The 22,183-nt window shown below is 73.1% G+C and carries 23 protein-coding genes and 1 riboswitch; of the genes, 9 read left to right on the forward strand and 14 right to left on the reverse strand.

What is annotated here, in order from left to right; all coding sequences use genetic code 11:
• Nucleotides 1–48 precede the first annotated feature (48 nt).
• The 3 genes from ACDF64_RS10500 (at nucleotide 49) to ACDF64_RS10510 (ending at nucleotide 3,186) form a co-directional block, all read left to right on the forward strand.
• Nucleotides 49–627, forward strand: a complete 579-nt coding sequence (locus ACDF64_RS10500) for an isochorismatase family protein (RefSeq protein WP_394551049.1) — start codon at nucleotides 49–51, stop codon at nucleotides 625–627.
• Nucleotides 628–906: 279 nt separating this feature from the next.
• Nucleotides 907–2,379: a glyceraldehyde-3-phosphate dehydrogenase gene (locus ACDF64_RS10505; RefSeq protein WP_394555108.1), complete on the forward strand. Its 1,473-nt coding sequence runs from the start codon at nucleotides 907–909 to the stop codon at nucleotides 2,377–2,379.
• 3 nt (nucleotides 2,380–2,382) lie between these two features.
• Nucleotides 2,383–3,186 carry an SDR family NAD(P)-dependent oxidoreductase gene (locus tag ACDF64_RS10510; protein ID WP_394551051.1) on the forward strand — a complete coding sequence of 268 codons (804 nt, stop codon included), beginning with the start codon at nucleotides 2,383–2,385 and terminating at the stop codon, nucleotides 3,184–3,186.
• Between the two features lie 68 nt (nucleotides 3,187–3,254).
• Here the strand turns inward: ACDF64_RS10510 and ACDF64_RS10515 are convergent, their stop codons facing one another.
• The 3 genes from ACDF64_RS10515 to ACDF64_RS10525 form a co-directional block, all read right to left on the reverse strand.
• Entirely contained in the window at nucleotides 3,255–4,229 is a 975-nt protein-coding gene (locus tag ACDF64_RS10515) for a permease prefix domain 1-containing protein (protein ID WP_394551053.1), read from the reverse strand.
• On the reverse strand, nucleotides 4,226–4,588 hold the full coding sequence (locus ACDF64_RS10520) for a PadR family transcriptional regulator (RefSeq protein WP_394551055.1): 363 nt from the start codon (nucleotides 4,586–4,588) through the stop codon (nucleotides 4,226–4,228). The genes ACDF64_RS10515 and ACDF64_RS10520 overlap by 4 nt, the downstream gene beginning before the upstream one ends.
• A 120-nt stretch (nucleotides 4,589–4,708) precedes the next feature.
• A complete protein-coding gene (locus ACDF64_RS10525; RefSeq protein ID WP_394551057.1) occupies nucleotides 4,709–6,151 on the reverse strand; it encodes a helix-turn-helix domain-containing protein in 1,443 nt (480 codons plus the stop codon).
• Nucleotides 6,152–6,271: 120 nt separating this feature from the next.
• On the opposite strand from ACDF64_RS10525, the gene ACDF64_RS10530 reads away from it, so the two are divergent.
• The gene (locus ACDF64_RS10530) at nucleotides 6,272–8,134 is read left to right on the forward strand and encodes a phosphoenolpyruvate carboxykinase (GTP) (protein WP_394551059.1); all 1,863 of its coding nucleotides are present in this window, start codon (nucleotides 6,272–6,274) and stop codon (nucleotides 8,132–8,134) included.
• 190 nt (nucleotides 8,135–8,324) lie between these two features.
• Entirely contained in the window at nucleotides 8,325–8,726 is a 402-nt protein-coding gene (locus ACDF64_RS10535; protein ID WP_394551061.1) for a DUF1622 domain-containing protein, read from the forward strand.
• A 48-nt stretch (nucleotides 8,727–8,774) separates the two neighbouring features.
• Here ACDF64_RS10535 and ACDF64_RS10540 read toward each other — a convergent pair whose 3' ends face one another.
• The 6 genes from ACDF64_RS10540 to ACDF64_RS10565 all read right to left on the reverse strand — a co-directional run bounded on the left by ACDF64_RS10540 (nucleotide 8,775) and on the right by ACDF64_RS10565 (nucleotide 14,625).
• A complete protein-coding gene (locus ACDF64_RS10540) occupies nucleotides 8,775–9,242 on the reverse strand; it encodes a 2'-5' RNA ligase family protein (RefSeq protein WP_394551063.1) in 468 nt (155 codons plus the stop codon).
• Between the two features lie 156 nt (nucleotides 9,243–9,398).
• Entirely contained in the window at nucleotides 9,399–10,199 is an 801-nt protein-coding gene (locus ACDF64_RS10545; protein ID WP_394551065.1) for a hypothetical protein, read from the reverse strand.
• Nucleotides 10,200–10,325: 126 nt separating this feature from the next.
• Nucleotides 10,326–12,347 carry an ABC transporter ATP-binding protein gene (locus tag ACDF64_RS10550; RefSeq protein ID WP_394551068.1) on the reverse strand — a complete coding sequence of 674 codons (2,022 nt, stop codon included), beginning with the start codon at nucleotides 12,345–12,347 and terminating at the stop codon, nucleotides 10,326–10,328.
• A gap of 87 nt (nucleotides 12,348–12,434) precedes the next feature.
• A complete protein-coding gene (locus tag ACDF64_RS10555) occupies nucleotides 12,435–12,662 on the reverse strand; it encodes a hypothetical protein (protein ID WP_394551070.1) in 228 nt (75 codons plus the stop codon).
• A 33-nt stretch (nucleotides 12,663–12,695) separates the two neighbouring features.
• Nucleotides 12,696–13,718: a carbohydrate kinase family protein gene (locus ACDF64_RS10560; RefSeq protein ID WP_394551071.1), complete on the reverse strand. Its 1,023-nt coding sequence runs from the start codon at nucleotides 13,716–13,718 to the stop codon at nucleotides 12,696–12,698.
• Nucleotides 13,702–14,625, reverse strand: a complete 924-nt coding sequence (locus ACDF64_RS10565; protein WP_394551073.1) for a pseudouridine-5'-phosphate glycosidase — start codon at nucleotides 14,623–14,625, stop codon at nucleotides 13,702–13,704. Before ACDF64_RS10565 ends, ACDF64_RS10560 begins: the two co-directional genes overlap by 17 nt.
• A 112-nt stretch (nucleotides 14,626–14,737) precedes the next feature.
• On the opposite strand from ACDF64_RS10565, the gene ACDF64_RS10570 reads away from it, so the two are divergent.
• From ACDF64_RS10570 to ACDF64_RS10585, 4 genes are all read left to right on the forward strand, one after another.
• Nucleotides 14,738–15,664, forward strand: a complete 927-nt coding sequence (locus tag ACDF64_RS10570; protein ID WP_394551076.1) for an ABC transporter ATP-binding protein — start codon at nucleotides 14,738–14,740, stop codon at nucleotides 15,662–15,664.
• Nucleotides 15,661–16,515 (forward strand): ABC transporter permease, encoded by an 855-nt coding sequence (locus ACDF64_RS10575; protein WP_394551078.1) that lies wholly within the window; start codon nucleotides 15,661–15,663, stop codon nucleotides 16,513–16,515. The genes ACDF64_RS10570 and ACDF64_RS10575 overlap by 4 nt, the downstream gene beginning before the upstream one ends.
• On the forward strand, nucleotides 16,512–17,339 hold the full coding sequence (locus ACDF64_RS10580; protein WP_394551080.1) for an ABC transporter permease: 828 nt from the start codon (nucleotides 16,512–16,514) through the stop codon (nucleotides 17,337–17,339). The genes ACDF64_RS10575 and ACDF64_RS10580 overlap by 4 nt, the downstream gene beginning before the upstream one ends.
• Before the next feature lie 93 nt (nucleotides 17,340–17,432).
• A complete protein-coding gene (locus tag ACDF64_RS10585) occupies nucleotides 17,433–17,783 on the forward strand; it encodes a hypothetical protein (protein ID WP_394551082.1) in 351 nt (116 codons plus the stop codon).
• 39 nt (nucleotides 17,784–17,822) lie between these two features.
• On the opposite strand, the gene ACDF64_RS10590 is transcribed toward ACDF64_RS10585, so the two are convergent.
• The 5 genes from ACDF64_RS10590 to ribD all read right to left on the reverse strand — a co-directional run bounded on the left by ACDF64_RS10590 (nucleotide 17,823) and on the right by ribD (nucleotide 21,921).
• The gene (locus tag ACDF64_RS10590; protein WP_394555110.1) at nucleotides 17,823–18,248 is read right to left on the reverse strand and encodes a hypothetical protein; all 426 of its coding nucleotides are present in this window, start codon (nucleotides 18,246–18,248) and stop codon (nucleotides 17,823–17,825) included.
• 161 nt (nucleotides 18,249–18,409) lie between these two features.
• Nucleotides 18,410–18,880, reverse strand: coding sequence for a 6,7-dimethyl-8-ribityllumazine synthase (gene ribH, locus ACDF64_RS10595; protein WP_394551084.1), 471 nt, complete (start codon nucleotides 18,878–18,880; stop codon nucleotides 18,410–18,412).
• Nucleotides 18,877–20,175 (reverse strand): GTP cyclohydrolase II, encoded by a 1,299-nt coding sequence (gene ribA / locus ACDF64_RS10600; protein WP_394551086.1) that lies wholly within the window; start codon nucleotides 20,173–20,175, stop codon nucleotides 18,877–18,879. Before ribA ends, ribH begins: the two co-directional genes overlap by 4 nt.
• Nucleotides 20,172–20,834, reverse strand: coding sequence for a riboflavin synthase (locus ACDF64_RS10605; protein WP_394551087.1), 663 nt, complete (start codon nucleotides 20,832–20,834; stop codon nucleotides 20,172–20,174). The genes ribA and ACDF64_RS10605 overlap by 4 nt, the downstream gene beginning before the upstream one ends.
• Nucleotide 20,835: 1 nt before the next feature.
• A complete protein-coding gene (gene ribD / locus ACDF64_RS10610; protein ID WP_394551089.1) occupies nucleotides 20,836–21,921 on the reverse strand; it encodes a bifunctional diaminohydroxyphosphoribosylaminopyrimidine deaminase/5-amino-6-(5-phosphoribosylamino)uracil reductase RibD in 1,086 nt (361 codons plus the stop codon).
• 70 nt (nucleotides 21,922–21,991) lie between these two features.
• Nucleotides 21,992–22,133: riboswitch (FMN riboswitch) on the reverse strand.
• Nucleotides 22,134–22,183 lie beyond the last annotated feature (50 nt).

Consider the following 22,183-nt stretch of genomic DNA (forward strand, 5'->3'; position numbering starts at 1 on the left):
AGAATGGGAGGAGCGGATGCCCCGCGGCATCCGCTCGAAGGAGCCGAGATGAGCCGAGCGATCCTGATCGTCGACGTCCAGAACGACTTCACCGAGGGCGGCGCCCTCGGTGTGGACGGCGGCGCGGCCGTCGCCGGCCGCATCTCCGAGTACCTCGCCGCGCACCGCGACGAGTACGACCTCGTCGTGGCATCCCGGGACTGGCACCACGGCGACGACGACAACGGCGGCCACTTCGCGGAGGAGCCGGACTTCGTCGACACCTGGCCGCCGCACTGCGTCGCGGGCACTCCGGGTGCCGAGTACCACCCCGCCTTCGACACCGCGCACGTCGACGTGCACGTGCGCAAGGGCATGGGCGAGCCCGCCTACTCGGCGTTCGAGGGGGAGGCGGAGGACGGCCGCTCGCTCGGCGAACTCCTCGCCGAGCGCGGGATCACCGAGGTGGATGTCGCGGGGCTCGCGACCGACTACTGCGTGCGTCGCAGCGCGCTCGACGCGCTCGAGCACGGGCAGCACGTGCGCGTGTTCACCGACCTCGTCGCCGGCGTGCACGAGGACCGCTCGGCGGACGCGCTCGCCGAGCTCGGCCACGCGGGCGCGACGATCGTCGAGACAGCGGGCTGACCGTCGGGCGGCGGGCTGATCGTCGCGACGGCGGGCTGATCGCATGACGGTTCGGCATCGGCTGCACCGCGCGAGGGGGCGCGGCGGGCCGTGCGTCGGCGCGCTCGCATAGGATCGAGCACGCCCCCCAGGAACCCGCGCGGCCGCGACCCACGGCCGCTCAGAGCCACGGTCGATGTCGCCGAGGGGCGCGCAGCGGCCGAGAAGGATGAGATCGTGACGCACGACTTCGATGCCCGCCGCGCCGAGTGGATCGCGAAGGAGGAGCTCGCCGAGCGCATGATCCCGCTGATCGGCGCGCTCTACCGCGAGCACGGGGTGGTCACGTCGATCCACGGCCGTCGCCTGTTGAACCTGTCGGCCATCGAGGTCGTGAAGACCCACCGCTTCGCGCGCAAGGCCGGCGATGTCGAGCTCGACCTCGCCGACAGCATCCGCGTGCTCGAGGCGCTCCGCGAGGTCGCACCAGGCCCGGCGTCGGTCGACGTCGCGCGGCTCGTCACGCGCTACGCGGCGACCGAGGGACGGGCCGACCTCGCCGACTTCCTGCGCGCCGAGCTCGCCTCGGTGCTCGTCGACGACGGCGAGCCCGCGCCCGAGGGCCGCGACGTCGTGCTCTACGGCTTCGGCCGCATCGGGCGTCTGCTCGCGCGCATCCTGATCGCGCACACCGGCGGCGGGCAGGGGCTGCGGCTCCGTGCGATCGTGGTCCGTCGGGGCGCCGAGAACGACCTCCAGAAGCGCGCGAGCCTGCTGCGCCGCGACTCGGTGCACGGGCCGTTCGACGGGGTCATCGAGATCGATGCCGAGGCGAACACGATCCTCGCGAACGGCACGCTGATCCAGGTCATCTACTCCGACGACCCGGCGTCGATCGACTACACCGCGTACGGGATCCACGACGCGATCGTCGTCGACAACACCGGGCGCTGGCGCGACGAGGCGGGCCTCTCGCAGCACCTGCGCGCGACCGGCGTGACGCGCGTGCTCCTCACGGCGCCCGGCAAGACGCCGTTGAAGAACATCGTGCACGGCATCAACCACGACACGATCGAGGACTCCGACACGATCCTGTCGGCCGCGTCGTGCACGACGAACGCCATCACGCCCGTGCTGAAGGCGATCGACGACGCGTACGGCATCGTCCGCGGCCACGTCGAGACCGTGCACTCGTTCACGAACGACCAGAACCTCATCGACAACTTCCACAAGGGCGACCGCCGCGGCCGCTCGGCGGCGCTGAACATGGTCATCACCGAGACGGGTGCGGCGAAGGCGGTCGCGAAGGCGCTGCCGAAGCTCGAGGGGAAGCTCACGGGCAACGCGATCCGGGTGCCCACGCCGGATGTCTCGCTCGCGATCCTGAACCTCCGGCTCGAGCGCCCGGCGGAGCGTGTCGAGCTCAACCGCTACCTGCGGCAGGTGTCGCTCACGTCGCCGCTGCGCCAGCAGGTCGACTACGTCGAGTCGGCCGAGGTCGTCTCGACGGACTTCGTCGGCTCGAACCGGGCCGGCATCGTCGACGGGCTCGCGACGCTCGCCGACGGCGAGGACGTCGTCGTCTACGTCTGGTACGACAACGAGTACGGGTACTCGTGCCAGGTGGTCCGGGTGATCGAGGCGATGGCCGGATCGCACCCGCGCGTGCTCCCCGAGCGCGACCCGGTGCTGCTCGAGCGGGACCCTGCGCCGCTCGAGCAGGCCGGGGCGCCCGCGGTGGCCGTGGCGGCCGCGATGGTGCGGGAGGGCTGAGGCGTGGAGATCCGCGGAGCGGGCGCGATCGTCACGGGCGGCGCCTCCGGCCTCGGGCGGGCCACGGCGGACGTGCTGGCCGCGGCCGGCGCCGAGGTCGTCATCGTCGACCTGCCCGGCTCGCCGGGCGAGCAGGCCGCCGAGACGCTGGCAGCCGCCGCGGGCGGCCGGGTGCGCTTCGCGCCGGCGGATGTCACGGACGAGGCATCCGTGCAGGCGGCCATCGACCTCGTGCAGGAGCGCGCGCCGCTCCGCGTGGCGGTGAACTGCGCGGGCATCGCGACCGCCGGCCGCGTCGTCGGCCGCGAGGGGCCGCTCGACCTCGCCGCGTTCGAGCGCACCATCCGGGTGAACCTGGTGGGCACGTTCAACGTGGTCCGGCTCGCCGCCGCGGCGATGTCGGCGAACGAGGCCGTGAGCGCGCAGGCGCTCCCGGGCGTGCCGAGCACCGCCGAGCGCGGGGTCATCGTGAACACCGCGTCGGTCGCCGCCTTCGACGGACAGGTCGGCCAGGCGGCGTACTCGGCGTCCAAGGGCGGGGTCGCCGCCATGACGCTGCCGCTCGCGCGCGACCTGTCGAAGCTGCTCATCCGCGTCGTCACGATCGCGCCGGGCATCATGGAGACGCCGATGATGGCCGGCATGCCCGAGGACGTGCAGGCGTCGCTCGCCGCGCAGGTCCCGCACCCGTCGCGCCTCGGCGCGCCGGCCGAGTACGCGGCGCTCGTGCGGCACGTGGTGGAGAACCCGCTGCTCAACGGCGAGGTGATCCGCCTCGACGGAGCCATCCGGATGCAGCCCAAGTAGGAGCCCGCGCCCCCACGCGGCACGCGCAGGCGGCGGCGGCACGCGCACCTCGCGCGGCCGCCGCTGCGCTACGCGACCGCGGTGCGGCGCCGGACGGCCTCGCGGCGGGCCCGGAGGAAGCCGTCGAGCACATCCCAGACGGCGATGCCGACGATGGCGAACACGATGAGGATCCCGACGATCTCGTCGGCGTCGCCGCCCCACGGATACCCCATGACGTCGAGCGCCGCCGGGTTGAACAGTTGCCCGGTGGACAGGAGCCAGAGCGCGGGCACGGCGAACGCGAGGTTCAGGAGCACGTTGACCCCGGCGAGCCACCACGTCATGCCCCACTCGTAGACCGCGAACGCGAAGACCGCTTCGACCACGAGCAGCACCAGGAAGTACGGGAGCCAGAAGCTCCAGAGCGCGGGGTCGAGGAGCGGGACCGCGGCGTCCGGGCCCCACCACGGCGCACCGAACTGCTGCCAGACGAGGAGGACGGCGAGGATCCCGACGTAGACGAGCGCCCCGATCAGGTCGCTGCGCCGCTTCGGTCGTCCCTCGGCGGGGATCTGGGGCAGCCGGTCGACGGTCCACTCGAGCCCCGGGGTCGTCTCGGGCAGGCGGTCCATCATGGCGAACACGAGCGTGGTCCAGAACCCGAGGTGCACCGAGACGGTGATCAGGGTCACGACGGTCGTGCCGATGGTCTCGCCGATGGATGCCCCGCTGATGGCCTGGCCGAGGATCACGGCGCCGCCGACCGAGGCGGGGACGATCGCGTACAGCAGCTTCAGCAGCTGCCACCAGGTCTGGTAGTACCGCGGCCCGATCAGCACCTGCGGCCGGTCGAGGTACGTCGCGGCCAGCGCGGCCGGGTCGCCGAGCGTCGTGAGCGCGGCGCGCTCGGCGTCGGATGGGCTCCGGCCCTGTTCGACGAGCGCGTCGGTCTCGTCGCCGATGCGCTCGCGGAGTTCGCGTTCGAGGTCGGCGCGGTGCGATTCGGCCACGCTCCGGGCCGCGGCCCAGACGTAGCGGTCGGTCAGGGTGTGCGCGGTCATGATGCGTCCCCCTTCGAGGAGTCGTCGGTCGTGGGATCGAGGCGCGCGAGCGCCTCGTCGATGCGGTGCCACTCGGCGGTGAGTTCGGTTGCGAGCGCCTCGCCGTCGGGCGCGGTGCGGTAGAACTTCCGCGGCCGGGCCTCGTCGGTGTTCCACTCGCTCGTGAGCAGGCCCTGCTTCTCGAGCCGGCGCAGGAGCGGGTACAGCGTGTTCGCGTCGACGGTGATGCCGAGCCCGTTGAGGGACTCGAGCAGCGCGTAGCCGTAGTCGGGCTCGCGAAGGCGGATGAGGCACGCGAGCACGACGGTGCCGCGGCGCAGTTCCTGCACGTGGCCGGCGGTCGTCTCGTTGGGGTGCATGGCAGACACGATACTGTGCGTCAAACACTATTGCAAGAGACACGATGAAGTGACGGATGACCCGGGCGGGGGGGGGCATCCACGATCAGGCGTCGCGCGCGGGCGCCGGGCCCGGGCCCGCTACCCGCCCGCGTGCGTCTCGAGGAACGCGTAGACCTCGCCGTCGTCGACGCCGGGGAACGTGCCGGACGGCAACGGGGAGAGCACGTGCGAGTGCAGGCGGGCGCTCGGCCAGGCCTGGCCGGACCACCGTGACGCGAGGTCGTTCGCGGGGCGGCGGCAGCACGACTCGTCGGGGCACCGCGACTCGGCGCGCACCGTGGTCTCGCGGCCGCGGAACCACTTCGCCTGGTTGAACGGGACGCCGATCGTGATCGAGAACTCCGAGTCGTCGGTGCGGCCGGTCTGCGTCGCGCACCAGAACGTCCCGTTCGGCGTGTCCGTGTACTGGTAGTTCTCGGTCGTCCGGTTGGTCTCGGCGAAGGCGCGCCGCGCGCTCCAGTGCTTGCACACCCACTGGCCCTCGATCGAGCCCGTGACATCCGTGGGCAACGGGATGCCGTCGTTCTCGTAGCCCTTCAGCAGCGCGCCGTCGCCGTTCACGCGGAGGAAGTGCATCGTCATGTCGAGGTACTCGGTGCCGAGGTTCGTGAACCGCAGGGCCGCGGCCTCGTGCGTGACCCCGAACGCGTCGCGGAAGTCCTCGATCGCGAGGCGCTTCTCCTTCTTCGCCTCCTGGAGGAACGCGACGGATGCCTCGCGCGGCATCAGGCACGACGCGGCGAAGTAGTTGATCTCGAGCCGCTGCCAGAGGAACTCGTCGTAGCTCGCGGGCGGCGTGTGGCCGAGGAGCCGGTGCGCCATCGCCTGCAGCGCCATCGAGCGCAGGCCGTGCCCGCCCGGGATGGACGCGGGCGGCAGGTAGATGCGGCCGTTCGCGAGGTCGGTGATCGAGCGCGTCGAGTCCGGCAGGTCGTTGACGTAGATGAGCTGGAAGCCGAGCTGCTCGGCCATGACGCTCACCTCGCGGTGCGTGAGCGCGCCCTGCCGGTGCCCGGACAACCGGACCCGCTCCTCGGCGAGCTCCTCGATGTCGGGGAGGTGGTTGTTCCGGCGGCGCATCCGCTCGCGCAGCTCGGTGTTCGCGCGCCGCGCCTCCTCGGGCGTCGCGATCGCCTCGCTCGCGCGCCGCTGGAGCTCGCGGTGCAGGCCCACGATCGACTCGAGCGCCTCGTCGCCGAGGCCGCGGCTCGGGCGGACGACCGGCAGCCCGAGCGCCGCGAACAGCGGGCTCGCCTGCGCGCGGGCGAGCTCGAGCTCGAGCGCGGCGCGCGGGGTCGGCGCCTCGCGCGCGAGCAGGTCGCCGAGCTCGACGCCGAGGGCGGCGGCGAGCGCGTCGAGCGTGGACAGCTTGGGCTCGCGCTTGCCGTTCTCGATGAGCGAGAGCTGGCTGCCGGCGAGGCCGACGAGGTCGCCGAGCTGGTCGAGCGTGTAGCCGCGCTCGCCGCGGAAGTGGCGGATGCGGTGGCCGAGCGTGGCGAGATCGGGGCTTCCGGGTTGCATGGATTAACCGTATCGAAAGAACCGCGATTCTTTACGTCCGGTTTCGTCGTCCAAGGCAGTGTTTTCCCTTCAGGGTTGAAGAACAGGCCGCGGAGGGCGGCGACGAGGGAAAGGACCGCGATGACCATCGATCTCACCCCGGATGCCGCCACCGACTCGACGACTCCGTCGAGGGCGCCCGCAGGCACGACCGACCCGGCGCTGCGTTCGTGGGTCGCCGACCTCGCCGCGCTGACGCAGCCCGACGACATCGTCTGGTGCGACGGGTCGCTTCGCGAGGCCGACCTCCTGACCAAGCAGCTCGTCGCCGACGGCAAGCTGATCCGCCTCAACCCGGAATGGCGGCCGAACAGCTACCTCGCGCGCACCGACCCCGGCGACGTCGCCCGCGTCGAGGACCGCACCTTCATCTGCTCGACCTACGAGGAGGACGCGGGTCCCACGAACAACTGGCGCGACCCGCGCGAGATGCGCGAGGAGCTCCGCGACGTCTTCGCCGGCTCGATGAAGGGCCGCACGATGTACGTCGTGCCGTTCTCGATGGGCCCGCTCGGCGGCCCCATCTCGCAGCTCGGCGTCGAGATCACCGACTCGCCGTACGTCGTGCTCTCGATGGGCATCATGACCCGCATGGGCGAGCGCGTGTACCGGCTCATCGAGGCCGGCGAGCCCTGGGTCCGGACCGTGCACTCGGTCGGGTACCCGCTGCGCGACGAGCGCGGGTTCATGCGCGACGACGCCGACTGGCCCTGCAACGACACGAAGTACATCGTCCAGTTCCCCGACTCGCGGGAGATCTGGTCGTTCGGCTCCGGCTACGGCGGCAACGCGCTGCTCGCGAAGAAGTGCTTCGCGCTGCGGATCGCGAGCGTCATGGGCCGCGACGAGGGATGGCTCGCCGAGCACATGCTCCTCATCAAGATCACCTCGCCCGAGGGGAAGGCGTACCACGTCGCCGCGGCGTTCCCATCGGCGTGCGGCAAGACGAACCTCGCGATGCTCCGGCCCACGATCCCCGGGTGGACCGTCGAGACCATCGGCGACGACATCGCCTGGATGCGTCCCGGCGCCGACGGCCGCCTCTACGCGATCAACCCCGAGGCCGGCTTCTTCGGCGTGGCGCCCGGCACCGGGGCATCCACGAACCCGACCGCCGTCCAGACGCTCTGGGGCAACACGATCTTCACGAACGTCGCGCTCCGGCCCGACGGCGACGTCTGGTGGGAGGGGCTGACGGATGTCCCGCCCGCCGAGCTCACCGACTGGGAGGGCAACCCGTGGACTCCCGCGTCCGGCCGGCCGGCGGCGCACCCGAACTCGCGGTTCACGGTCGCGGCGGCCCAGTGCCCCTCGATCGCCGACGACTGGGACGCGCACGACGGCGTGCCGATCGACGCGATCCTGTTCGGCGGCCGGCGTGCGACCAACGTGCCGCTCGTCGCCGAGGCGCGCTCGTGGAAGCACGGCGTGTTCATGGGCGCGACGATCTCGTCCGAGCAGACGGCCGCCGCCGAGGGCACGGTCGGCGAGCTCCGCCGCGACCCGTTCGCGATGCTCCCGTTCTGCGGCTACAACATGGCCGACTACTGGGCCCACTGGGTCCGCATGGGCCGCACGCTCGGCGAGCAGGCGCCCAAGGTGTTCCAGGTCAACTGGTTCCGCAAGGACGCCGACGGGCGCTTCCTCTGGCCCGGATTCGGCGAGAACGCCCGCGTGCTCGAGTGGATCGTCGGCCGCATCGAGGGGCACGCCGACGCGGTGGAGGCGCCCATCGGCCTCCTGCCCGCGCCCGGGTCGCTCGACCTCGACGGGCTCGACATCGCCCAGGAGGCGCTCGACCAGCTCTTCGACGTCGACCGGACCTCGTGGCTCGCCGAGTGCGACCTCACCGAGGACTACTTCGACCAGTTCGGCGACCGGGTGCCCGCGGCGCTGCGCGCCGAACTCGCGAGCCTGCGCTACCACCTCGAGCGCGCGTCCTAGGGCATCGCACCGGATGTCCCGCCGGCGATGCCGGCGGGAACCCGCGCGTGCTGGGACGACGCGCGGGACGGATGCCCGGTCGGGCGCGCTCGGGAAGGCGCGCCCGACCGGGGCATCCGTCGACCCGTCCCTCGGCACGTCGCCGCGTGCCGCGCGCGTCGCGGGGCTAGCGTGACGCTCGGGGGTCCGGATGGAGTGGAACGAGCTCATCAGCACGGTCGGCGTCGCGATCGACGTCGCCGGCGTCCTCGCGATCGCGCTGGGCGTCCTCATCGCCGCCGTCGACGCCGCCGTGCGCGGCAGCCGCCGAGCCGGGCAGGTCTACCAGCGGTTCCGCCGGGTGCTCGGACGAGCCATCCTCCTGGGCCTCGAGCTCCTCGTCGCGGCCGACATCATCAAGACGGTCGCGGTGACGCCGACGCTCGATTCGGTCGTCGTGCTCGCGATCATCGTCCTCATCCGGACGTTCCTGAGCTGGTCGCTCGCGGTCGAGATCGACGGCCGCTGGCCCTGGCAGCGGTCGCAGTCGGACGGTGCGGCGGAGTTGCGCGCCACGGCGGTCCCCTCGGACGAGGCAGCGACCGCCGGGTAGGCCCGGCGCCCGCCGCTCATCGGCGCGGCCGCTTGTCCGCGCGGCCGCTCAGCCTTCCAGCGCGTGCACGGCCAGGACGTGCCGGTGGTGTGCACCGTCGGCCGGTCGCGTGTCGACGAGCGCGACGTGGTCGAGGATGACGAGTGCGCCGGCCCGCAGGTCGGCGTGCCGGACCGTCACGTGCGGGCGGTAGTCGCGGCGGATGCGTTCGAGCCGAGCGTCGGTGCCCGCGAGCGACGCGAGGACCGCGCTGCGCAGCGCGCCGAGGGCGCCGCCGTCCCGGATCAGACGGACCGGGACGTCGCGATGCCGACCGAATCGATCGGCTTCGCCGACCGTCGCGTGCACGGGCAGCGTCCCGCGCAGCGCGGCTGCGAGCGCCGCGTCGACCACCTCGGGCGGCGCCGGCGCGTCGAACGGCTCGACGAGCGTGACGTGCAGCGGCCACGCGTCGACGGCGAAGACCTCGCCGGTCGCGAGCTCCGAGAGCGGCAGGACGACGACGTAGCGCGCCATCCCGCGAGTCTAGGCCGCGCGGCCAGGGCGGCCACAGCGCGGCGAGCCCAGCCCGCGCGCCCAGGGCGGCCAGCGCGGCCGGAGCGTCGGGCGGGCAGTCCGACGGCCCGGGCGTTCCCCCGAGAGCCCGGGCCGTCGAAGTCGTGGTGGGAGCGGTCAGGCCCCCGTGCCGAAGAACCGCAGGACCGATTCCGGCACGAACCGGACCTCGACCGTGCCGGTCGCGCCCGCGCCCGCGGCGCCGACCCAGCTGCTCGAGCCCTCGTGGATGCGGACCCAGCCGTCGCGGAACAGCACGTCGAGGCCGATCACGAACGCCATCGCGGGCGCGTCGCCCGCCTGCACCGCGATCGAGCCCTCGAACGACTGCGCGGCGTCGGCCTCGGCGTCCTCGCGCGCCTGCACGCCGACGAGCGGGCGGGAGAGCGGGGTCGCGAAGCCCGGAGCGTCGAACGGGCTCGCGCTGCCCACGTCGGCGACGACGCCGAAGTTGAGGCTCGTCGACACGAGGCTCGTCTCGGCCCGGCCGTCGAGCACGAGCCGGCTGCCCACGCCGAAGCGGTAGAAGAGCCGGCCGGCCTCGGGCGCCGTCGGCAGCACGGCCACGCTGACCCAGTTGCGCGAGTACGCGAGCGGCGCGCCCTCGCGGGTCGGCGGGTCGAACAGGCTGGCGGTCACGCGGACCGCGCCGTCGCCTCGCGTCGGCGCGGCCTTGAGCGCGCTCTTCGCCTCGCCCTCGGGCGCGAGGTTCCGCACGGCGTCGAACGCGGGCAGGCGCTGCGGCGTCCACTCCCGCAGCCAGTCGCGGGCGGCCGCCTGCGTCGACGCGAACGTCGTGCCGAGCGCGTCGGCGGGCAGCGTCTCGAGCCCGGTCGCGGATCCGGTCGCGAGCGATTCGATGAAGGCTCGCGGCGGTGCCGCGTGCTGCGCGGCGGTCGTGGCGTCGATCAGGGTCATGGCGGTCCTCCGGTCGGCCGGCGGCAGGCCGGCGGGATGCGATGGACCCCACGGTACGGATGCCCCGTCGGGCGGGGCATCCGTGTCGACCCTGAGGCCGACGGCGGCTGACCCTGAACTCGGCGGCTACACCAGGAGCTGGTGCTCGGCGAGTTCGCGGTACAGCGGCACGGTCTCGACGAGCTCGCCGTGGGTGCCCTCGCCGATGACCCGCCCGCCGTCGAGCACGACGATGCGGTCGGAGTCGACCACGGTCGAGAGGCGGTGGGCGATGACGATGAGCGTGCGACCCGCGGCGACCGCGTCGATCGCCTCGCGCATCATGCGCTCGTTCACGCCGTCGAGCGACGACGTCGACTCGTCGAGCAGCAGGATCGGCGGTGCGGCGAGCAGCGTGCGCGCGATCGCGAGGCGCTGCCGCTCGCCGCCCGAGAGCATGATGCCGTCCTCGCCGACGGGGGCGCCGAGTCCGCGCGCGTCGCGGTCGAGCACGCTCCCGAGGTTCACCGCGCGCAGGACGTGCTCGCATTCGGCGTCGGTCGCGTCGGGCGTGCCGAGGAGGAGGTTCTCCCGGATCGTGCCCGCGAGCACCGGGGCGTCCTGCTCGACGTACCCGATCTGCGCGCGCAGTTCGGTGCGGTCGAGCGACTTCAGGTCGAGGCCGCCGAGGCGCACCGTGCCGGTGCTCGGGTCGTAGAACCGCTCGATGAGCGACAGGATGGTCGACTTGCCGGCGCCCGAGGGCCCGACGAGCGCGATCCGGCGTCCGCGCGGCACCTTGAACGTCACGCCGTGCAGCACCGGCTGGCGGCCCGTGACGTCGGGCTCGGGCTCGAGGCCGTCGGGGGAGTCGTTCGACGGGTCGGCCGGGTCGTTGGGCGAGGTCGTCGCATAGGCGAACGAGACATCCTCGAACTCGACGGCCGGCGCATCGGGTCGCATGCCCTCGTTCGCCGGGCCCACCATGACCGCGAGCGGTGCGAGCGTGCGGTCGTTGCGGTCCTCGTCGGGCAGGTCGAGGACCTCCTGGATGCGCCCGAGCGCGCCGAGCGCCTGGTTCACGGCGATGACCGCGCCGAGGAGCTGGCCGAGCGGCATCACCATCATGAAGAGGAACAGGATGAACGCGACGAGGTCGGCGACGCTGATCGCGCCGCTCGCGACTCGGTAGCCGCCGACGCCGAGCACGACGAGGAACGACACCTGCATCGCGACGCTCGCGACCGGGACCACGAGCGCCGAGACCTTCGCGACGCGCACGCCCATCCGCCAGGCGCCCTCGGCCTCGGCGGTGGTCGCCTCGATCTCGCGCTGCGTGGCGCCCGCGGCGCGGATGGTCCGCACGGCGCCGATCGCGCGCTCGACCGACGACGCGAGCGCGCCGACGCGCTCCTGGGCCTGCTGGGACGCGTCGCGGATCCGGGTCGACAGTCCGGCGGCGACGCCGATCGCGACGCCGACGACCAGCACCGTGAGCCCGAGCAGCACGGGGTCGATGACGAGCATCGCGATGATCGCGCCGACGAGCGTCACGACGCCGCCGACCGCCTCGACCCCGCCCTGCGTGAGGACGGCGCGCAGCAGCGTGGTGTCGCTGCCGACGCGCGAGACGAGGTCGCCCGTGCGGCGCGAGTCGAACTCGGCGATGGGCAGGTGGAGGATGCGCGCGATGAGTCGCTTCCGGCTCGTGAGCACGACGCCCTCGCCCGTGCGCTGGAGCAGGTAGTGCTGGTAGCCGCTGAGCAGGCCCTGCGCGATGACGAGCAGGACGAGCAGCCACGCCAGCCCGGTCACCGGGTCGCCCGCCTCGACGGTCGTGATGACCCGGCCGACGACGAGCGGCTGGGCGAGGCTCGCGGCTGCGAGCAGGAGGCTGAGGCCGACGGCGAGCGCGATCATGCCGCGGTGCTCGAGCAGGTAGGGCACGAGCTCGCGCAGGGTCGCGCGCGGACCGGTCGGTGCGTCGCCGCGACGGCGTCGGAGGGCCGAGAGGATGCCGGCGGGACGCCGGGAGTCCGAACCCGGTCCCGTGCCGGGGTCGCCGTCGCCGCTCGAGCCGGGGCTGCCGGTCGGGCCGGGTCCGCGTCGCGCCGCGCGTTCGGCGGCGGTCCGGGATCGACGGGTGGGGAGGGTGTCGCTCTGGGTCATGGCACTTCCTGCTCGGAATCGGCGCGTGGGGGCATCCTGGGACGGGGGGCGCGGGCCGTCTGGCATCCTAAGCCCCCCGCCTTGGGGCTACCCGCGCCCGTACTTCTTGTGCGCCGCCTGCTTGGAGATCTCGAGCGCGAGCGCGATGAGCTGCCAGCTCGCGCCGGCGGCGCGCGCGCGCCGGACCGCGACGGCCTCGGCGCGGTCGAGCTCGCGGCCGAGCTCGATGCGGGCGTGGTGGATGTCCCGCAGCGCGCGGTACGGGTCGTCGCCGTCGGCCGCGGCGATGGCGGTGCGGAGGGTGCGGTCGTCCATGACGTCAACCGTAGTTGACACTCGGCGCATCCGTCAACCGTGATTGACGGTCAGGCCGTCGCCCGACCCCGGCAGCGCGATCACCGCCGCAGCCGCCGCATGACCTGCGCGCACGGCCTCCTCGGCGCCCGCGCCGGCGAGCACCGCGACGAGGAATCCGGCCGCGAAGGCGTCGCCCGCGCCGGTGAGGTCGCGCACGTCGGCGACCGGCTCGACGGGCACGCGCAGCACGCGTTCGCCGCGCTCGAACACCTCGGTCGGTTCGGGGCCGTGCTTCACGACGACCGTCGCGGCGAGCTCCGCTGCGGCCGGACCGCCGCGATCGATGCCGAGGAGCGCCGCCTCCGTCTCGTTCGCGAACAGGACCGCCGGAGCGGCCTCGGCGAGGAGGGCGCGGACGGCCCCGACCCCGAGGTTCGAGACCAGGCCGGTCGACGACGCGTCGATCGAGATCGCGAGCCCGCGCTCGCGTGCCGCCGACAGCACGCCGAGCACGCTCGCGCGCATCGGGTCGCGCTCGAACCCGTAGAGCGGCACGTGCAGTCGGGTCGCGCCGTCGAGCCACGCGAGGTCGACCGGGCCGAGTTCGGCGGCCGCGCCGCGGTCGGGGAACATCGTGCGCTCCCCGTCCGGGTCGATGAGGAGCACGACCGCGCCTGTCGTGCCCCGGCGCTGCACGCGCACGTCGACCCCGGCCGACGACAGCGCCCCGACGAGCGCGTCGCCCGCGGCATCCGCCCCCACGCAGCCGATGAACCGGACCGATGCGCCCGCGGACGCGGACGCGCCCGCGGCCGCGGGCGTCGCCGCGGTCGCCCCTGCCGTCGCGGCGAGGGCCGCGACGTTCGCGCCGCTCCCGCCTCGCGTGCGGAAGACGCGCGCGGCCGTGTCGGTGCCGTGCCGGACCGGCTCGGACGCCCAGACCACGACGTCCTCGACCAGGTCGCCGACGACCGCGAGCACCGGGGGAGCGGGGTCCGCTCGGCCGGCGGGACCCGTGCGACCGCCACGTCCCTCGCGGCCGACGCCGCCGCCGCGCTCAGCCGGCGAGGGCACGGGCGATCTCCGCGCCGAGTGCGACGTTGCCCCGGTACACCTCGAGGTTCGCCGCGAGGCTCGCGCCCTCGGTCGCGCGCTGGAAGTAGTCGAGCAGGAACGGCGTGGTGTCGTGCCCCGTGATGCCGGCGGCGTCGGCCGCGACGAGCGCTTCGGCGAGCACGCGGTCGTGCAGTGCCGGATCGAGCTGGTGCGCCGGGTCGACCGGGTTCGCGACGAGCACCGCCGACGTCAGCCCGAACTCGTCGCGCGCCCGCGCGAGCGCGGCCGCCTCGGCGGGGGAGTCGACCCGGTACTCGAGGTCGAACCCCGAATCGGCCACGTAGAAGCCCGGGTACCGGTTCGTGCGGTAGCCGACCACGGGCACGTTGAGCGTCTCGAGCCGCTCGAGCGTGGCGCCGATGTCGAGGATCGACTTCACGCCCGCGCTCACGAGCGTGATCGGGGTCTCGGCGAGCACGGGCAGGTCGGCCGATTCGTCGAAGGTCTGGGCGGCGTCGCGGTGCACGCCGCCGAGCCCGCCGGTCGACATCACGCGGATGCCGGCCCGGTGCGCGAGCCACGCCGTCGCCGCGACCGTCGTGCCCGCGTCGAGCCCCTTCGCCCGCGCGACCGGCAGGTCGCGCACGCTCGCCTTCACCACGCCGATCGCCGTGCACAGGTGCTCGAGCTCGGCCGGCGAGAGCCCGACGACCGCCTCGCCGCCGATCACGCCGATCGTCGCGGGGACGACGCCGAGGTCGCGCACCTCCCGCTCGCTGCCGAGGCCGACCTCGAGGTTCCGCGGGCTCGGCAGGCCGTGGCTCAGGATCGTGGACTCGAGGGCGAGCACGGGGCGCCCGTCGGCGACCGCGGCGCGCACCTCCTCCGAGACGCGGACGGCCGGGGATCCCGAGGCGGTGGGCATGCGGCCATGCTAGGGCCGGGCGGCGACTTCGTGAACGGATGCCCCGCCCGGCGGCGCCGACGCGGCCGGCGCGCGGGACCGCGCGTCGGCGCCCGGGGCTACGGTGGAACCCGTGCCAGCTCCCGTCATCGTCGCCGCAGACCTGCAGAAGCGATACGGCGACCTCCCCGCGGTCGACGGCGTCTCGTTCGAGGTCGCGCCGGGGGAGTCGTTCGGCCTGCTCGGCCCGAACGGCGCCGGCAAGTCGACGACGATGCGCATGATCGGCGCCGTCTCGACGAGGTCGGGCGGTTCGCTGTCGATCCTCGGGCTCGATCCCGATCGCTTCGGGCCGGAGATCCGGTCGCAGCTCGGCGTCGTGCCCCAGTCGGACAACCTCGACACCGAGCTGCGCGTGCGCGAGAACCTGCTCGTCTACGGGCGCTACTTCGGCCTGCCGCGGCGCCTGGTCGCCGAGCGGGCCGACGAGCTGCTCGCCTTCGCGCAGCTCGAGGAGAAGGGCGCCGCGAAGGTCGACGACCTCTCGGGCGGCATGAAGCGGCGACTGACGATCGCTCGCGGGCTCATCAACGACCCGCGCATCCTCCTGCTCGACGAGCCGACGACCGGGCTCGACCCGCAGGCCCGGCACATCCTCTGGGACCGCCTGTTCCGCCTCAAGGAGGAGGGCAAGACCCTCGTCATCACGACCCACTACATGGACGAGGCCGAGCAGCTGTGCGACCGGCTCATCGTCGTCGACCACGGGCGCATCATGGCCGAGGGGTCGCCCGCCGAGCTGATCCGGCGCCACTCCTCGCGCGAGGTGCTCGAACTCCGGTTCGGGTCGGACCGCAATGCCGAGGTCGCACGCGCGCTCGAGGGCCGCGGCGATCGCATCGAGGTGCTCCCGGATCGCGTCCTCGTCTACACGCCCGACGGCGAGGGCGAGCTCGAGCGCATCACCGCGGCCGGCCTCCATCCGCTCACGAGCCTCGTGCGCCGCTCGAGCCTGGAGGACGTCTTCCTCCGCCTCACGGGTCGGACCCTGATCGAATGAGCGCCGAGCAGGCAGGTCCGGGTGTCGAGACGGATGCCTCGCGCCGGGCGCTCGCCGGCGGGGCCAGGCCGCGGCGGTTCGGCGCCTGGTACGTCGCCGAGCACCGGCTGCGGGTCATGCGCTCCTACGGGCAGACCATCCTCGCGACCGGGATCGGCGAGCCGATCATCTACCTCTACGCCATGGGCGTGGGCCTCGCGACGCTCGTCGACCAGGGCCTCGGCGTCGAGGCCGGCGGCGTCGGCTACCTCGTCTTCGTGGCGCCGGCGCTGCTGTGCAGCGCGGCGATGACCACCGCGACGATCGAGTTCTCGTATCCGGTGCTGCTCGGCTACAAGTGGAACCCCACGTTCAGCGGCATGCATTCGGGGCCGATCAGCCCCGGCCAGGTCGTCGACGGGCTCGTCATCTCGGTCGTGGCGCGCCTGACCGCGACGGTCGTCGTGTACTTCGCCTTCATGCTGCTCTTCGGGGCGGTGCCGTCGCCGCACGGATGGCTCGCGATCGTCGCGGCGCTGCTCACCGGGCTCGCCTTCGGCACGCTGCTCATGGCGTACGCCTCGTCGATCCGCGAGGACTCCGGCCAGCTCGCGATGGTCCAGCGGCTCGTGGTGCTGCCGTTGACGCTGTTCTCGGGCACGGTCTTCCCGCTCTCGGAGCTGCCGTGGTTCCTGCAGTGGATCGGATGGATCTCGCCGCTCTGGCACGGAACCGAGCTCGCGCGCGTCGCGACCTTCGGGTACCAGGAACCCGTCTGGCTCTCCGCGGTCCACGTCGTGGTGCTCGTCGCGATGATCGCGGTGGGCTGGGCGTGGTCGCGGCGGATCGCGCGGAAGCGGCTGGCCGCATGAGCATGATCGACCACGCCGTCGCGCACCGCACCGCGCGCACTCCGCGCGTCGGCGGCCTGTACGCCGGCAACGCGCGCGCCGTGGTCCACCGGGGCTGGCGCGCGACGCGGTCGTCGAACTGGCTCGTCATGCTGAGCGGCCTGTTCGAGCCGATCTTCTACCTGCTCTCGCTCGGCATCGGACTCGGCGGCATGGTCGGCGCCGTCTCGGTCGACGGTCGCGAGGTCGACTACGCGGTGTTCATCGCGCCGGCGCTCCTGGCGGTCGCGGCGATGAACGGCGCCATCTACGACTCGACCTGGAACGTGTTCTTCAAGATCCGCTACGCGAAGCTCTACGAGGGCATGCTCGCGACCTCGCTCGGCCCGCTCGACGTGGCACTCGGCGAGATCGCGCTCGCGCTGGTCCGCGGCGGGATCTACGCGGTCGGGTTCATGCTCGTGATGCAGGTGCTCGGGCTGATCCTGTCGTGGTGGGCGCTCCTCGCGTTGCCGGCGGTGCTGCTCATCGCGTTCGGCTTCGCCGCCCTCGGCATGGCCGTCACGAGCATGCTGAAGTCGTTCCAGCAGATGGACTGGATCGAGTTCGCGCTGCTGCCGATGTTCCTCTTCTCGGCGACGTTCTATCCGCTGAGCGTGTACCCGGAGCCCATCCAGTGGGTGATCCAGGCGTTCCCGCTCTGGCACGGCGTCGAACTCGTGCGCGGGCTGACGACGGGCGCCGTGGGCCCGGAACTGCTGTGGCACGTCGCCTACTTCGTCGTGATGGCGATCGCGGGCACGGTGCTCACGACGAGGCGGCTGCGCGCGCTGTTCCTCGGCTGAGGTTGTTTCGGCGTGTGACGCGCTCCGGCGACGTGCGCGGGCTCGCGGCGTATCGTCGCCTGCACCGGATCCGCCGGAACCCAAGGAGTTCTCATGTCGTCTCGCGAGCCGCACGCCGCCACCCAGTCCCAGCCGGGCCGGGCCATGGGCATGCGCGGCTGCGAGGCGCACGCCGAGTGCTCGAGCGAGCGACCCGGCCACGGGCTGCACCGCATGCAGGCGCGCCTGTCCGAGGTCGCGGCCTCCAAGTGGGTCGACGCGCTCGTGGTGGCCGCCGACGCGGACGGCTTCGTGACGCTCGCGGACCTCGAGGGCGACGTGCACCGCGTGTGGCACCACGAACCGCTGTCGGGCGCGCTGCCCGCCGGTTCACCGGTCGCACTGCACCCGGTCTACGGCGTGCTCGTCGTCGGCTCGCGCCGGATCAGCGTCGCCGGGGCCTGAGCGTTCGGCCGGGCGCGGAGCGCCCGGCCCGGGGCCCGCTCACATCGCGGGCATCATCGCCTTCATCGCGCCCATCATCTTGTCGAGCGCCATCGCGGCCTGATCGCACGCCATCGCGCACATGCGGCAGTGCTCGCTCATGTCGGCGTGCATCATGCACTCGGCCGAGCACGCGCGGCACATGGCCATCGTGCTCTCCATCATCGACATCATGACGGCCATGTCCCAGCCGTTCATGCGCAGCATCATGCGCATCATGGCGTCGCACATGTCCGCGCAGTTCGCGCACATCGCCGCGCATCGGCCCATGCCCTCGCCGGCGTCCGCGTCGGCGCACATGACGCACGCCTGCATGCAGGCCGAGAGGGCCTCGAGACACTCCTCCATCATCGACATGTCCATGCCCTTCATGGGCATGTCCGACATCGACATGGCGCCCTTCATCATGTCCATCGTCATGTTCATCACGGGGACCGCCGTCCTGGGCGGCGGGCACCGACGGGTGCCGATGGGGAACCGGCCGCTCCACATGGGAAATGTTACGTCCCGTGACGTCGGCCGAGAAGGGGGTCGGTGTTACGCCCGCGTGAAACCTCGGCGGGGGCGCAGTGCGCCCCCGCCACGGGTCATCCTCGCAGTGAGCGGAGCACGAGCGCCGTCGCGATCGCGGCCTCCGCGGCCTCCTGGCCCTTGTCCTCCTTGGAGCCCGGCAGCCCCGCCCGATCGATCCCCTGCTGCTCGTCGTCGAGGGTGAGCACGCCGAAGCCGACCGGCTTCCCGGTGTCGATCGCGACCCTGGTCAGGCCGTCGGTCGCCGCCGACGACACGTACTCGAAGTGCGGCGTCCCGCCGCGGATGATCACGCCGAGGGCGACCACCGCGTCGGCACCCGCCTCGAGCGCGGCCTTCGCCACGACGGGCAGCTCGAAGCTGCCCGGCACGCGCACGAGCGAGAACTCGGCGCCGGATGCCTCGAGCGCGCGCCGCGCGCCCGCGATCAGCCCGTCCGTGATGACGTCGTGCCAGCTGCCCGCGACGATGACGATGCGAAGGCCGCGGCCGTCGACGTCGAGGGTGGGGGAACCGGATCCGCTCATGATGCATGTCCTTCCAGGAGCGCGCTCGCCGTCTCGGTGAGCTGCTCGTCGTCGATCACGTGCCCCATGCGGGCGCGCTTGGTCTCGAGGTACGACTGGTTGATGGCGCCGACGCCGACCACGAGCGGCAGCCGCTCGCTGATCCGGATGCCGTGCGCCTCGAGCTGCCGCACCTTCTCGGGGTTGTTGGTGAGCAGTCGCACGTGGTCGACGCCGAGGTCGTCGAGGATCGCGCTCGCAGCGGTGTAGTCGCGCGCGTCGACCGGCAGGCCGAGCGCGACGTTCGCGTCGAGCGTGTCGAGGCCGTCCTCCTGCAGCCGGTACGCGCGCAGCTTGTTGATGAGCCCGATGCCGCGGCCCTCGTGCCCGCGCAGGTACACCACCACGCCGCCGTCGCGCTGGATCGCCTGCAGCGCGGTGTCGAGCTGCGGGCCGCACTCGCACTTCAGCGAGCCGAACGCCTCGCCCGTCAGGCACTCCGAGTGCACGCGCACGATCGTGCCGGCGGGGTCGGACAGCGGGTCGCCCGCGATGATCGCCACGTGGTCCGCTCCGGTCGCCCGGTCGCGGTACGCGCGGACGCGGAAGTCGCCGTGGACCGTCGGGAGGGTCGTCTCGATCTCGAACCGCACGCGCGACCCCTCGCCGATCAGGATCGGGGTGGTCGCCTCGAGGTCCTGGCCTGCGTGTCGGGTCCGGAGCCAGTCGATGATCGCGGCGACCGTGGTCACCGGCAGGCCCTCGCGCTCGCCGAGCTCGATGAGCGCGGGAAGACGCAGCATCTCGCCGTCGTCGCCCACGACCTCGCCGATCACGCCCACCGGCGTGAGCCCGGCGAGGCGCATCAGGTCGACCGCGGCCTCGGTGTGGCCGGCGCGTTCGCGCACGCCGCCGTCGACCGCACGCAGCGGGAGGATGTGTCCGGGCCGGATCAGCCGGTCCGGCGTGGCCTCCGGGTCGGCGAGGACGCGCAGCGTGTGCGCGCGGTCGGTCGCCGAGATGCCGGTCGACACGCGGTCGGCGGCGTCGACGGTGATCGTGTAGGCGGTGCCGCGGGCGTCCTCGTTGTGCTGGACCATGGGCGGGAGCTCGAGCCGGTCGGCGAACGACGCGGGCATCGGCGCGCACAGGTAGCCGCTCGTGTGCCGGATCATCCAGCCGATCCACTCGGCGGTCGCAAACTCGGCGGCCATGATCGCGTCGCCCTCGTTCTCGCGGCCCTCGTCGTCGGCGACGATGACGGGCCGTCCGGCGCGCAGCGCATCGAGGACCTCGGGGATGGTGGACAGGCTCATGCCAGGCTCCTTTCGCCGGGAGCGGATTCGACGATGGATGACGGCAGGGAACGGTGCACGTCGAGGCGGAGCATCCGCTCGACGTGGCGCGCCAGGATGTCGGTCTCGATGTTGACGCGGTCGCCGACGGCGCGCGCGCCGAGCGTGGTCGCCTGCAGGGTCTCGGGGATGAGCGACACCTCGAACCACGACCCGTCCGGGTCGTCGCCGATCGCGCTCACGGTGAGCGAGATCCCGTCGACGGCGATCGAGCCCTTGTCGACGACGAGCGTCGCGTGCTCGGGATCCAGGGAGAATCGGATGACCCGCCACGCGTCGCCCGGCCGGATCTCGAGCACCCGCGCGGTGCCGTCGATGTGCCCCTGCACGATGTGCCCGCCGATGCGGTCGCCGACCTTCGCGGCGCGCTCGAGGTTCACGACGAGCCCGGCGCGGGCCGCGTCGAGCGTGGACATCGCGAGCGTCTGGGCCATGACGTCGGCAGTGAACGACGCGTCGTCGAAGTCGATGACCGTGAGGCACACGCCGGACACCGAGATGGAGTCGCCGTGCTTCACGTCCTCGACGGCGAGCGGCCCGCGGACCGTGAGCCGGGCGGCGTCGGCCGTCCGCTCGACGTGCGTGACCTCGCCGAGTTCCTCGATGATGCCGGTGAACATGTCAGTTCCCTTCCGGTGGGGTAGTCGTGTCGGGTGTCGCGGCGCGCGGCGCGCGCCCTGGGACGACGGGGTGGGCGATGACCAGCAGGTCGTCGCCGAGCCGCTCGACGGCGGCGAGTTCGAGGCGATGGGCGTCGGCGATGGCCGGGACGCCGAGGTCGCCCACGGCGAGCCGCGGGCCGCCGATGAGCACGGGTGCGAGGTAGACGAGGAGTTCGTCGACGAGGCCGGCCGCGAGGAACGAGGTCGCGAGCGTCGGGCCGCCCTCGACGAACACCGAGCGGATGCCCCGCCGCGCGAGCGCGGCCAGGTCGGCGGCGAGGTCCTCGCCCGTGAGCAGGACGGCATCGTGCGGGTGCGCCGCGAGCCGCGCGCCGTCCGGGACCGGGCGCCGGCCGAACACGACCGGCACGGGCTGCGACGGCAGGAGGTCGCCGTCGTCGTCGCGCGCGGTCAGCGACGGGTCGTCGGCGAGCACGGTGCCCGTGCCGACCGCGATGGCGTCGGCGAGCGCGCGCCGGCGGTGCACGTCGACGCGAGCGGCCGGGCCGGTGATCCACCGGCTGCTGCCGTCGGCGGCGGCGACGCGGCCGTCCAGGCTCGACGCCCACTTCACCGTGACGTGCGGGCGACCCGTTCGCGCCGCGAACAGCCAGTCGGCGAGGAACGCCTCGGCCTCGTCCTCGAGGACGCCGGCCTCGACCGACACCCCGGCGGCGCGCAGGCGGTCGGCGCCGCCCGAGGAGTGGTCGCCGGGATCCGCGACCGCGTACACGACGCGGGCGACGCCGGCCTCGATCAGCGCGACGGCGCACGGGCCCGTGCGGCCGAGGTGGTTGCAGGGCTCGAGGGTCACGACCGCGGTCGCGCCGCGTGCGTCGCCGGGCGCGAGCCGGGACAGCGCATCGACCTCCGCGTGCGCGGTGCCCGCGCCGCGGTGCCAGCCCTCGGCGATCACGTCGCCCTCGGGCGAGAGGATGACGCAGCCGACGCGCGGGTTCACGCCCTTGGCGGGCCCGTGGGCCGCCAGTTCGAGTGCCCGTCGCATCGCGTCGACCTCGAGGGCCGTCGCACCTGCCGCGATCATTCCGTCGTCCTGTTCCGGCTCCGGGGATCGCTCGGCCGTGGCCGAGGTCGAGGGCGCATGGCGCCGCCGACACGTGCGTCTCCCATCCGGACTCTGACCGTCGGCGCCGGAATTCCACCGGCTCAACCGTTCACGGGCGACCGATGGCCGCACGTTCCGGGCTCGCGGACTCTCACCGCCGGTTCGGAATTGCACCGACCCCGAAGCACGTTGCTCGTGTTCGATCCTACCCAACGCCGCCGACGCCGAAGTATTCCCGTGT

This window comes from Agromyces sp. MMS24-JH15 (assembly GCF_043518605.1).
In the GTDB taxonomy this organism is placed as follows: Bacteria; Actinomycetota; Actinomycetes; order Actinomycetales; family Microbacteriaceae; genus Agromyces.

Coding starts and splice junctions, on each gene's coding strand:
- ACDF64_RS10500 (WP_394551049.1), top strand. CDS start 49: ATGAGCCGAGCGATCCTGATCGTCGACGTCCAGAACGACTTCACCGAG.
- ACDF64_RS10505 (WP_394555108.1), top strand. CDS start 907: ATGATCCCGCTGATCGGCGCGCTCTACCGCGAGCACGGGGTGGTCACG.
- ACDF64_RS10515 (WP_394551053.1), bottom strand. CDS start 4,229: ATGACCGCGCACACCCTGACCGACCGCTACGTCTGGGCCGCGGCCCGG.
- ACDF64_RS10520 (WP_394551055.1), bottom strand. CDS start 4,588: ATGCACCCCAACGAGACGACCGCCGGCCACGTGCAGGAACTGCGCCGC.
- ACDF64_RS10525 (WP_394551057.1), bottom strand. CDS start 6,151: ATGCAACCCGGAAGCCCCGATCTCGCCACGCTCGGCCACCGCATCCGC.
- ACDF64_RS10530 (WP_394551059.1), top strand. CDS start 6,272: ATGACCATCGATCTCACCCCGGATGCCGCCACCGACTCGACGACTCCG.
- ACDF64_RS10535 (WP_394551061.1), top strand. CDS start 8,325: ATGGAGTGGAACGAGCTCATCAGCACGGTCGGCGTCGCGATCGACGTC.
- ACDF64_RS10540 (WP_394551063.1), bottom strand. CDS start 9,242: ATGGCGCGCTACGTCGTCGTCCTGCCGCTCTCGGAGCTCGCGACCGGC.
- ACDF64_RS10545 (WP_394551065.1), bottom strand. CDS start 10,199: ATGACCCTGATCGACGCCACGACCGCCGCGCAGCACGCGGCACCGCCG.
- ACDF64_RS10550 (WP_394551068.1), bottom strand. CDS start 12,347: ATGACCCAGAGCGACACCCTCCCCACCCGTCGATCCCGGACCGCCGCC.
- ACDF64_RS10555 (WP_394551070.1), bottom strand. CDS start 12,662: ATGGACGACCGCACCCTCCGCACCGCCATCGCCGCGGCCGACGGCGAC.
- ACDF64_RS10565 (WP_394551073.1), bottom strand. CDS start 14,625: ATGCCCACCGCCTCGGGATCCCCGGCCGTCCGCGTCTCGGAGGAGGTG.
- ACDF64_RS10575 (WP_394551078.1), top strand. CDS start 15,661: ATGAGCGCCGAGCAGGCAGGTCCGGGTGTCGAGACGGATGCCTCGCGC.
- ACDF64_RS10580 (WP_394551080.1), top strand. CDS start 16,512: ATGAGCATGATCGACCACGCCGTCGCGCACCGCACCGCGCGCACTCCG.
- ACDF64_RS10585 (WP_394551082.1), top strand. CDS start 17,433: ATGTCGTCTCGCGAGCCGCACGCCGCCACCCAGTCCCAGCCGGGCCGG.
- ACDF64_RS10590 (WP_394555110.1), bottom strand. CDS start 18,248: ATGAACATGACGATGGACATGATGAAGGGCGCCATGTCGATGTCGGAC.
- ribH (WP_394551084.1), bottom strand. CDS start 18,880: ATGAGCGGATCCGGTTCCCCCACCCTCGACGTCGACGGCCGCGGCCTT.
- ribA (WP_394551086.1), bottom strand. CDS start 20,175: ATGAGCCTGTCCACCATCCCCGAGGTCCTCGATGCGCTGCGCGCCGGA.
- ACDF64_RS10605 (WP_394551087.1), bottom strand. CDS start 20,834: ATGTTCACCGGCATCATCGAGGAACTCGGCGAGGTCACGCACGTCGAG.
- ribD (WP_394551089.1), bottom strand. CDS start 21,921: ATGATCGCGGCAGGTGCGACGGCCCTCGAGGTCGACGCGATGCGACGG.